The following is a 10,381-nucleotide window of genomic DNA, read 5'->3' as shown; positions in this document are numbered from 1 at the left end:
CGCCGCCCGCGCTGGAATCACCCCATGGCGAACTCGACGGTCGACTGCGCCTCCTCGAGCGCGACCTTCGGGTCCGTGCCGTTGAAGATGTTCGTGATGGCGACGCTGACGGCGTCGCGGCCCTCGTAGTAGTAGGCGCCCGTGTTGTTGCTGGGCACCTCCGCCGCGAACTTCAGGACGTCGGCGTAGATCGGCTGCCCGCCGAAGAACGCCTGCGGCTCGCTGTAGACGTCCGACTCACCCGCCGGGAGCCAGTTGGCGAGTGCGCCGGAGGCCGGGAGGATCGTGTCGTAGAAGTCGGTCGAGCCGGCGAACGTCGCGTCGAGGAAGTCGGCGGCGAGCGCCTCGTTGCCGTTCGGCGTGATCGCCCAGGACGAGCCGCCGTTCGCGGTGTAGTTGGTCGCACCGTCGACGCCGTCGAGCTTCGGGACGTTGGTGACGGCCCACTTGCCGGACTGGTCCGCGGCGGACTGGATGGAACCGGAGATCCACACGCCGTTGACGACGCCGGCCGTGTTCGAGTTCACGATCGTGTTGATGTACTCGTCCCACGAGTTGACCTCGACGAACACGCCCGCCTCGACCATCTGCCCGTACATGTCGATGGCCGCCAGCAGCGCCTCGTTGTCGGTGATCGTCGGGTTGCCCTCGTCGTCGAACAGGCTCGCGCCGGCGCTCTGCAGCATCATCATGATCATGTCGGCCGAGCCTGCCTGGCCCGTCAGCATCGGCTTGCCCGTCTTGGCCAGCACGTCCTTGCCGATGGTGAGGAACTGGTCCCACGTGATGTCGGTGAAGTCGTCGACCGTGTAGCCGGCCTGCTCGAGGATGTCCGTCCGGTAGGCGCCGATCGCGGTGCCGTTGTCGAACGGCACCCCGTAGTTGACGTCGTCGTACGTGGAGTAGGCCACGACGGACTCGGGGAACTCGCTGAAGTCCACGTCGGAGTCCGTGAAGTCGGCGAAGATGTCCGGGTAGTTGATGACGTTCTTCTGGAACGCGTTGTTCTGCATGAGGAAGATGTCGGGCAGCTGGTCGGTCTCGCCGGACTGGGCCAGCGTGGTCAGCTTGGTCTGCACGTCCTCCCACGGCGTCTCGACGATCTCGAGCTTGAAGTCCGGGTTGTCGGCCTGGAAGACCTTCTCGGCCTCCTCGAGGGCGTAGATGTTGAAGGCCGGGTCCCAGGCCCACACCGTGAGGGTGTTGTCCTCGGCGCCACCGCCCCCGCCGGTCTCGTCCGAGCCCGAGCCGCCATCTCCGCCGCTGCAAGCGGCGAGGGCGAGGCTCAGCGACAAGACGGCGCCCAGCGCCCCGAGCGTGCGTGTGTTCTTCATCGGGTGATCCCTTCGTGCTGTTGGTCGTCCCGTGGACCGTCGCCGGCTCTCGCCGAGCCGCCGGCTCCCGCTCCCCCGCGCAACGTCGCGGCGGGTGAGCGGGACAGGTCGACTGTGCTGTTTGGAGGTCGTGCGCCTTGCTGAGGGTCAGGCGGTTACCAGCTCCGCGCCACGGGGGTCTCGTCCACACCGACCATGAGCAACAACGGCGTCACTCGACCCTCACTGGCGTTTGGTGACGTCACCATAGCAGCGCTCGCCGGCTTGCTCTGCAACGCTTTGGTAACGCTCCGAGGCATGCTTTCGTGCAGGATGGCGCCAATGGTTACGTCATCATGCTCGGCACCACTAGCATCTCGGCATGACAACAGCGTCAGCACCTGGCCGCCGCCGCTCAGGTCCGTCGATCGGTGATGTCGCACGCCTTGCGGGCGTCTCGCCGCAGACCGTCTCGCGCGTCTCGACCGGCGCTGACTCGGTCCGGCCGAGCACTCGCGCCCGCGTCGTGCAGGCGATGGACCAGCTCGGCTACTCGCCGAACCGGGCGGCGCAGGCGCTGCGGAACGGCACGTTCGGCGCCATCGGCGTGCTCTCGACCGGCTTCCAGCGCACCGGCGAGGCCCTCACGGCCGAGGCCCTGGTCGAGGCTGCCGCGCTCGAGGACTACTCGGTCACGCTCCTGCACGTGCGCAACCCCGCCCGCGAGAGCTGGGACAACGCGGCGCACCGCATCTCGCACCAGGCCATCGACGGCCTGGTCATCATGCGGGCCGAGCAGGCGTCGCCCGCGACGCTGGTGCTCCCGGCCGGCATGCCGGTCGCGGTGTCCTTCTCCAAGTTCGCCGGCCACTACCCCACCGTCTCCGCCGACCAGGTCCAGGGCAGCGAGGATGCGGTCCGCCACCTGCTCGGCCTGGGACACCGCACGGTGCACCACCTCGCCGGGCCGCGGGACTCGGAGCACGCCCTGGTGCGCAGCGGCACGTGGCGCCGCTGCCTCCTGGAGGCGGGGATCCGTCCACCCGAGCCGGTGTACGGGGACTGGAGCGCGCACGACGGCTACGAGGCAGGGCTGCGGCTCGCGGCCGACCCCGACGTCACCGCCGTGTTCTGCGCCAACGACGAGATGGCGCTCGGCCTCGTGCGGGCGCTGCACGAGGCCGGCCGCCGCGTGCCCGAGGACGTGTCCCTGGTGGGCTTCGACGACATCGCCGTCGCCGGCTGGACCTCACCGCCCCTGACGACCGTCCGGCAGGACTTCCACGCCATCGGCCGCGCGCTCATCACCCTCGTCGTCGGTCAGCTCCGGTCGCGGTCCGTCGCACCGCCGGCCCTGACGGTCGTGCCCACCGAGCTCATCGTCCGGGCGAGCACCGGGCCTCCTCCGCGCTGAACCTCGACCTCGAGGTCGCCTGAGCCATCCCCGGGCCGCACCTCCCGCCGCACGACGACGAGGACTCGATGGAGAGCATCACGAAGAACCGCCAGACGCCAGCGACGCTGCGTGCGATGGTCGAGCGTGCCTACGGCGCCGAGCAGGTGCCCACCGGCGAGCCGGACACCTGGCTCGAGGAGCTGGGGCACGGCTGGTTCAACGTCGCCTACCGGATCCTGCTGCGCGACGGCCGGGCCGTGGTCGTGAAGATCGCGCCGCCGCGGGACGTGCCCGTGATGCCCGCCGAGCGCGGCGCGATGCGCATCGAGCTCGACGCGCTGGCGCTGATCGCAGCACGCACCGACGTCCCGGTCCCGCAGGTCGACCACGCCGACCTGAGCCACGAGCTCGTCGACGCCGACTACTTCTTCATGCCGTTCGTCGACGCCGAGAACTTCGGCATCATCACCGACGGCCTGAGCACCGAGCGGCGCGACGCGTACAACGAGGCGCTCGGCGCTGCCAACCGCGAGCTGAACTCGATCCGCGGGAGCTGGTTCGGGCCGCTCCCCGGCCCGGGTGACCCGTCGTGGCGGGTCGTGTTCACCGGCCTCGTCGAGGATGTCCTGGCCGCCGGGGAGGCCCGCAACGTCGACATCGGCCGGGACTACGACGAGATCCGCAAGGTCGTCGCGCTGCACGCCGACGTCCTCGACGACGTCATCGAGCCGAGATTCGTCGAGTGGGACCTCTGGGACTCCAACGTGATGGTCCGCGACGGCAGGATCGTCACGATCATCGACCACGAGCGCGCCCTGTACGGGGACCCGCTGATGGAGGCCGGCTTCGCCGGCACCTACCTGTCCGACTTCGGCGACCCGAGCGCGTTCATGCGCGGCTACGGCCAGGAGCAGCTCACGCCGAGGGAGCAGACGCGCCGTGGCCTGTACTGCCTGCACCTGGTCGTGATCATGGCGATCGAGACCGTCTACCGCGGGCACACGACCCCCACCCAGTACGACTGGGCGCGCGACAAGATCGGCCAGATGATGAGCCTGCTCACCGAGCCGTGAGCACCCGCCGACTCGACGCCGCCGCGCTGGGTGAACGGCCCGTCGGGCGGCTGCTGTGGCACGCCTGCACCCAGACCACCATCGCGGTCGGGGTCTACGGGATCTACGCGCTGACCAACGCCTGGTTCGTCGCGCGCGGCGTCGGGACGACCGCGATGGCTGCGGTGAACCTCGTCGCCCCGCTGCTCCTGGTGCTCGGCGCGGTCTCGACCGCCCTCGGCGTCGGAGCAGCCTCGGTCGTCTCCCGGCACCTCGGTGCCGGCGACACGAGCACCGCCGCACGCGCCGCCGGGAACGCCTTCACCGCGTTCTGGGCCACCGCCGTGGTGATCACCGTGATCGGGCTGACCGGGCTCGAGCACCTCCTGGGGCTGCTCGGCGCCCACGGCCCGACCCTCGGCTACGCGCGCGACTACGCCGTGGTCATCCTGGCCGGTGCGATCGTCTCGACCGGGTTCTCCAGCCTGGTGCGCGCCGAGGGTCGGATGCGGTTCGCCACGATGCTGTGGGTGGTCCCGGTCGCCGTCCAGATCACCCTCGACCCGCTGCTCATCGTCGGGCTGGACCTCGGCGTCCGGGGAGCCGCCCTCGGAACGGTCGGCGGCCAGGCCGTCTCCGCCGCCATGAGCCTGTGGTTCTTCTTCGCCCAGAAGCACCGGCCCTACCGGATCCGCAGATCCGACCTGCGGCCCCACCTCCCGACGGTCCGCACCCTCGTCGGCATCGGCGCTCCCTCGTTCCTCGCCGGCTTCGGCGCCACCCTGCTCGTCGTGGTCGTCAACACCACGCTGTCCGGGGTGGCCGTCGCCACCGCAGAGCTCTCGGTGCTCGCCGCGTTCGCGATCTGCTCCCGCATCCAGACGTTCGTCGCGATGCCTCAGCTCGGCATCAGCCAGGGGATGCAGCCGATCGTCGGGTACAACGCCGGCCGGCTCCTCGGCGCACGCGTCCGACGCGCCCGGACGCTGTCGCTGCGCGCCACCCTCGTCTACAGCACCGTCGCCGCGGGCTCCGTCGCGCTGCTCGCCGAACCCATCACCGCCGCCTTCGTCGACGACGCCGCCGTCCGCTCCGAGTCCGTCGCCGCCCTGCGCATCCTGGCGGTCGGGTTCGCCGCAGCCGGTGTCACGCCACTGGTCTCCGCGTACTTCCAGGCCCTGGGCAGACCGCAACCGTCCTACGCGCTCTCCGTCGGCACCCTCCTGCTCCTCAAGGTCCCGCTCGTGCTCGCTCTCGGCCGCGCCGGCCCCACGGGCGCCTGGACGGGCCTGGCCGCGGGCGAGGTCCTGTCGGCGGGCATCGCGCTCCTGGTCCTGCGCCGCCTCGACGTCCCCGCGGGGTCAGCCCCGCCGGACGGCGATCCGGACGGCCGCGGCCATGCCACCGTCGCCGTACGTGACCTCCCCGACCGGCAGTGAGCGGTCCGCGGCCACGAGGTCTTCCCACCGCGCGGCCGCGTCCATGGCGCGGGCCTCGAGCGCCAGTAGCACCTCCCGCAGGTGCCGCTCGAAGACGGCGCGGTGCTTGTCGACGAGCCGGCCGTAGAGCTCGAGGCGGGAGTCCATGGAGCGGACGTTCGCGGAGGCGGGCGCCGTCCGGTACTCGATGAGCGGCTCGGGCACGACCGCGACGTGCCCGCCGTCGCCGACGAGCGACAGGAAGAAGTCCCAGTCCTCGAACCCGCTGCGCAGGTCCTCGTCGTAGCCGCCGCACGCTCGCCAGGCGTCACGGCGGACCACTGCGGTCGCGGGGCACGCGTTGCGGTGCAGGAAGTCGACCGCCGACCCTCCCCCGGGCCGCACGACGGCGTCGATCACGCCGTGTGCACGCAGCCACGACGATGCGGCGCGCGCACCGGGGTCGCCCTCGAGGACCGCGACCGTCCGCTCGAGGAACGTCGGCGCGAGGCGGTCGTCGCCGTCCAGCACGGCCACGAGGTCGGTCCCGGCGGCGGCGATCCCCGCGTTCCGGGCCGCGCTGACCCCGCGGTTGGACTGACGCAGCACCCTGACCCTCGTGTCGCCCTGGAGGCGCTCGATGACCTCGACCGACCCGACGTCGGTCGAGCCGTCGTCGACCACCAGGACGGCCTCCGGGACGCGGGTCTGGTGCAGGACCGACTCGACCGCCTCGGCGACCAGCTCGCCCTGGTCGAACGCCGTGACGACCACGCTCACGCTCAGCACGCCCTCATGCTGGCACGAGCCGGGTCCTGGCACCCTCACGCCCGACGGCGGGAGAGCTCCCGTCGCAGGTCGAGGGCCCGTAGCCGGCCGGGCTCGCGGGCGAGGACCTCGTCGAGGCGCGCAGCCGCGGCGTCGACGTCACCCCGCAGGGCGGCGACCTGTGCCTCCAGAAGCATCGCCGTCGTCGTCTGCACGGCCTGGGGGTCGTCCCGGAAGAGCAGCAGGGTCGGCAGCGAGGTCGCGAAGTAGTCAGGAGTCGCGGGCGTCGAGCGGAGCGACACCGCGTGTGCGGCAAGGCCGTCGACCAGGGCGTCGGCGCGGGCGTCGTCGCCGAGACGGCGCGAGGCCAGCACGGCGTAGTAGGTCGTCTCGGAGAACGCGACCGGGGCCATGCTCTGGAAGTCGCCCGTCGAGCTGGCGGCCTGCGACCAGGCGACGGAGGCGCCTCCGTCGTCGCCCGTCGCGGCGAGGGCGTCGCCGAGCAGCAGGTGCAGCTGGGCGGTCGTGGCCAGCGGGTGCCGGGCCTCACCGAGGCTCGCGACGGGATCGAGGGCCGCGCCGACGTGCTCGAGCGCGAGCTGCCCGTCACCGGCGGCGAGGGCGCGGCGGGCGAGCGCGAGCAGTGCCTCGTCCCAGGCCGAGAGCACCTGCCCCTCGCCGCCCTCCCACGGCTGGAACCGGCGGGCCCGGAGGAGCTCGAGTGCCACCTCGGGGCTTCCCGTGGCGGTGTGCAGCTGGGCCAGCTCGACGGTGAGGTCGTCGCGGGCGTCGACCGCCGGGCGTTCCCCCTGGAGCACCGCGAGGCGCTCGTCGGGCGTCCCGCCGGACCGCGCAGCCAGCTGGTCGCGCTCGTAGACCAGGCGGGGGTCGCCGGGGGCGACCGCGAGTGCGCTCGCGTAGTGCTGCCGCGCGGCGTCCGGGTCGGCCAGGACGTTGAACGCCGCGACCGCACGGTTGCGCCACACGACCGGGTCGCTCGGGTCCAGCTCGGTCGACGTGCGCCACGCGGCGATCGCGTCCTCGTAGCGCCGCTGGAAGTACAGCCAGTGGCCGACGATCCCCCAGGCCCGGGCGTCGTCGGGGTGCCGCTCGACGTGCGCCAGCAGCATGTCCGCGTCGTCGAGGCGAGAGGCGAGGCAGTGCACGGCGGGTGCGGTCCGCGCCAGCGCACGGTGCCGGTCGGCGTCGCCGTGCTCGCCGGCCGCCGCCAGGATCCGTGCGGCGTGCAGGTGCAGGAGCGGTCGGACCTCCACCTGCCCGAGGGCAGGCTCGACCTCGGCTGCGGCCTCGAGCACGCGGACCGCATCGGACCACTCACCGAGCGAGTCGTACTCCAGCGCGACGTCGAGCAGCGTCGGCGCGTCCGTCGCGACATCGTGACCTGCCAGGTCACGGGTCCACACGTCGAGCGGGTCGCGGTCCAGCGCCCGTGCCAGCACCGCGTCAGCGTCGGCGTCGCGGCCGGCGCGCCGCAGCAGGACGACGAGCACCGCCTGGGCCTGCAGGTTGTCCGCGTCGGCGGCGGCCTCGCGGGCGTGGTCGAGGGCGGAACGGTCGGAGCCGCGCGCAGCGTCGAGCCGTGCCATCGCGAGGAGCGCCGGACCGCGCCACGCCTGGTTCCACCGGGCCTTGCCCCACGCCTCGTCGGCCTCGTCCGGGCGACCGGTGCGCGCGAGCACCTGACCGAGGCGGAAGGCGGCCTCGCCGTCGGCAGGGTTCGTGTTCAGCCGGGTCTGCCGGGCGAGCGCGGCGCGCAGGTGCTGCTCGGCCTCGGCGTACCGCCCGGCCGGGTAGCGCCGTGCGGCGAGCGCGAGGTTCGAGCGGTAGTCACCCGCGTCGCGACGCAGGGCCTCGAGCCAGTACGGCTCGGGCGACCGGGTCGCATGCCGATACTGGTCGAGGTGCACGCCGATGAGGTACAGCTCGTCGACGGACGGGACGTCGGCGGGCGCCGCGGGCTCCCGCGCAGGCTCGGGCATCGCCGGGGAGCCGTGCGCCACGCGGGGACGCCACGCGATGACCTCGGCGCCGCCGTGCTCGACGACGAGCGTCAGGTCTTCCGGGGCCCAGGCGTCGTCAAGGGTCAGGTGCTGCACGATCGGACGATCCGGACCTGCGTCGGCCTCGACCTGCCAGAGGGTCGCACCCTGCGGCCCGGTCAGGCGCACGACCACACCGGCGCGCACCTGCGTCGTCGCGACCGCGACCCGCACGGCGGTGGTCTCCGTGCTTGCGGTGCCGGGCGTCAAGTCGAGGCGGACAGCCGCCTCGAGGTTGGCCTGGTGGACGGGACCGGTCTGCTGGATCGGGTACCAGTACTGGCTGAACGTCTTCGTCTCGCCCGGCGCCAGGAACGTGAAGTCCGGCTGGTTGTCCGTGAACACGCCGGCCATCAGCTCGACGTAGGGCCCGTCGGTGTCGGTGAGGTTCGCGTCCCAGGCCGTGCCGAACGCGCCGGTGCCCCAGGTCCACTGCTTCTTCCCGGGTGCCACCTGGTGGTCGGCCCAGTGCACGAAGCCCGCCCGGCGGCCGTGGTCGTAGCCACCGAAGAAGTCGTCCTGCGTCCCGAGCGCCATGTACGACGTCGGCACCGGGATGTTGCGGTACCAGTCGATCCGGTCCGCGTCCGGGGCGCCGTCGGGGTGCACCGTGTCCTTGCGGGCCCGGTAGTCGATCCCGTAGTACGGGCGGTCGGCCGCCGGGAACGCCGTGACGGCGCGCTTGGCGTGGTCGGCGACGGCGTGCACGTCGGTCGGGAAGAACGACTGGTAGTCGTCGTTCACGGCCGCAGCGACGTTCGCCCACCAGAGGAACGTCTGCACCTCGTCGGTGCGGTTGAACAGCCTGGCGCGCAGCTCGATCACCGAGGAGTCCGGACGCAGGCGGATACCGTGCATGCCCTTCATCCGGGCGAACGGGTCGTGGTCCGAGCACCACACCGTGACGGCGCCGTCGGCCTCGTGCTCGATCGTCGCCTCGACCGGGAGGAACGTCGCCGGGCGGTGGTGCTGCGGCCAGTTGAACTCGACGCCGCCCGAGATCCAGGGGCCTGCGAGCCCGACGAGCGCCGGCTTGATGACGTTGTTGCGGTAGAAGAAGTCGTACCCGTTGGTGGTGTCCATCCCGACGTGGATGCGGCCACCGAGCTCCGGCAGGATCATCAGCCGGATCCACGGGTTCTCCAGGTGGATCGCGTCCCAGGCGTGGGGCGCCTTGGTCGGGCTGATGCGCTCGTGGAACGGCAGCGGGTACACCCGGCCCGACGAGCCCTGGTAGACGCGGTTCTCCAGGAACGCCGGGTAGCGGTCCGCCGGGTCCGGCAGGTACGTGTCGATCGTGACCGGCTGACGCCAGGCGGCGACAGCCTGACCCGCGAGGTGTGCGGGCACGGCAGGGAGGTCCAGGCGGGACTCGTCGTCGAGCATGTGCAGGACGCTACGTTCCGGTCGCCATGCTGCAGAATGGGCATTCTCCCGAGACACATGGACGAATCGATGATCGCAACGCGTGAGGCGCCACCCCGCCGGCGGGAAGGTTTCCCCGGTCAGCGCATGCGCGTGCTCCCGCGCCCCCTCGTCGCACGGGCCATCACGACACCACCTCTGTCGCAGCTGCTCGTCACCGACGTCGGGTACTTCCCGCGCGCGTCGACCCACGGCCGCGTGCGCACGCACGGCGCCGCGCAACACATCGTGATCGTGTGCGCAGCCGGCCGGGGATCGTGCACGCTGCCGTCGGGCGTGCACCAGGTGCAGGCGGGTCAGGCGCTCGCGATCCCCGCGGGCGTGCCCCACCGGTACGAGGCCGACGCCGAGGAGCCCTGGACCATCTGGTGGATGCACCTGGTGGGCCAGCAGGTGCCCGACCTCCTCGAGGCGATCGGCGCCACGGCGGAACACCCGGTCTTCGGTGTGGCCGACCCGGCCCCCGTCATCTCCCTCGTCGACACGATCATCCGGCGCATGGACCACGACGAGACGATGGCGAGCCTCCTGGCGTCCGCCGGTGCTGCGTGGCACGCGATGGCGCTCCTCGCGGCCGACCGTCGGACGATCGGCAGGCAGCAGTCGGACCCGGTCGCGGCGACGATCGAGCACCTGCGCGCGAACGTCTCCACCCGCATCTCCCTGGCCGACCTCGCGGGCATGGCCGGGCTGAGCGTCTCGCACTACTCCGCGCTGTTCCGGCGGGCCACGGGCTACGGCGCACTGGAGTACCAGACCCGTCTGCGCATGGGCACGGCCCGCGAGCTCCTCGACACCACCGACCGGCCCATCGCGTCCGTGGCCGCCCAGGTCGGGTTCACCGACCCCCTCTACTTCTCCCGCCAGTTCCACCGGATCCACGGCGTGAGCCCGACCGAGTACCGCTCGCACGACAAGGGCTGAGGTACTCCGACCTGCTGCAAGGAGA

7 protein-coding genes are annotated in these 10,381 nt (G+C 72.0%); 4 read left to right on the top strand and 3 right to left on the bottom strand.

The genetic code is table 11. From position 1 onward, the window contains the following. Nucleotides 1-17: 17 nt before the first annotated feature. Nucleotides 18-1,334: an ABC transporter substrate-binding protein gene (locus ASD16_RS04060; protein WP_055913145.1), complete on the bottom strand. Its 1,317-nt coding sequence runs from the start codon at nucleotides 1,332-1,334 to the stop codon at nucleotides 18-20. A gap of 361 nt (nucleotides 1,335-1,695) precedes the next feature. Here ASD16_RS04060 and ASD16_RS04055 point away from each other — a divergent pair, with 361 nt between their 5' ends. The 3 genes from ASD16_RS04055 to ASD16_RS04045 all read left to right on the top strand — a co-directional run bounded on the left by ASD16_RS04055 (nucleotide 1,696) and on the right by ASD16_RS04045 (nucleotide 5,200). Beyond that, nucleotides 1,696-2,727, top strand: coding sequence for a LacI family DNA-binding transcriptional regulator (locus tag ASD16_RS04055; protein WP_082570580.1), 1,032 nt, complete (start codon nucleotides 1,696-1,698; stop codon nucleotides 2,725-2,727). A gap of 68 nt (nucleotides 2,728-2,795) precedes the next feature. After that, nucleotides 2,796-3,782, top strand: coding sequence for a phosphotransferase family protein (locus ASD16_RS04050; RefSeq protein WP_055913142.1), 987 nt, complete (start codon nucleotides 2,796-2,798; stop codon nucleotides 3,780-3,782). Continuing rightward, complete coding sequence (locus ASD16_RS04045) at nucleotides 3,779-5,200, top strand: MATE family efflux transporter (protein ID WP_082570579.1); 1,422 nt, start codon at nucleotides 3,779-3,781, stop codon at nucleotides 5,198-5,200. The genes ASD16_RS04050 and ASD16_RS04045 overlap by 4 nt, the downstream gene beginning before the upstream one ends. On the opposite strand, the gene ASD16_RS04040 is transcribed toward ASD16_RS04045, so the two are convergent. Together ASD16_RS04040 and ASD16_RS04035 are read right to left on the bottom strand one after the other, a co-directional pair. Then, a complete protein-coding gene (locus ASD16_RS04040) occupies nucleotides 5,123-5,968 on the bottom strand; it encodes a glycosyltransferase family A protein (protein WP_055913139.1) in 846 nt (281 codons plus the stop codon). The two genes, ASD16_RS04045 and ASD16_RS04040, sit on opposite strands and share 78 nt — an antisense overlap. Nucleotides 5,969-6,003: 35 nt before the next feature. Beyond that, on the bottom strand, nucleotides 6,004-9,393 hold the full coding sequence (locus tag ASD16_RS04035) for a DUF5107 domain-containing protein (RefSeq protein ID WP_055913136.1): 3,390 nt from the start codon (nucleotides 9,391-9,393) through the stop codon (nucleotides 6,004-6,006). Between the two features lie 69 nt (nucleotides 9,394-9,462). Here ASD16_RS04035 and ASD16_RS04030 point away from each other — a divergent pair, with 69 nt between their 5' ends. Continuing rightward, nucleotides 9,463-10,356 (top strand): AraC family transcriptional regulator, encoded by an 894-nt coding sequence (locus ASD16_RS04030; protein WP_055913133.1) that lies wholly within the window; start codon nucleotides 9,463-9,465, stop codon nucleotides 10,354-10,356. Nucleotides 10,357-10,381: the final 25 nt, after the last annotated feature.

The organism is Cellulomonas sp. Root485 (assembly GCF_001426705.1).
In the GTDB taxonomy this organism is placed as follows: Bacteria; Actinomycetota; Actinomycetes; order Actinomycetales; family Cellulomonadaceae; genus Cellulomonas.
The sequence above is the reverse complement of the archived record's forward strand: the minus strand, read 5'-3'. Positions and strand labels throughout refer to the sequence as shown.

Excerpts from the sequence above, each read along its gene's own strand:
- ASD16_RS04060 (WP_055913145.1), bottom strand. The coding sequence starts at position 1,334 with ATGAAGAACACACGCACGCTCGGGGCGCTGGGCGCCGTCTTGTCGCTG.
- ASD16_RS04055 (WP_082570580.1), top strand. The coding sequence starts at position 1,696 with ATGACAACAGCGTCAGCACCTGGCCGCCGCCGCTCAGGTCCGTCGATC.
- ASD16_RS04050 (WP_055913142.1), top strand. The coding sequence starts at position 2,796 with ATGGAGAGCATCACGAAGAACCGCCAGACGCCAGCGACGCTGCGTGCG.
- ASD16_RS04035 (WP_055913136.1), bottom strand. The coding sequence starts at position 9,393 with ATGCTCGACGACGAGTCCCGCCTGGACCTCCCTGCCGTGCCCGCACAC.
- ASD16_RS04030 (WP_055913133.1), top strand. The coding sequence starts at position 9,463 with ATGATCGCAACGCGTGAGGCGCCACCCCGCCGGCGGGAAGGTTTCCCC.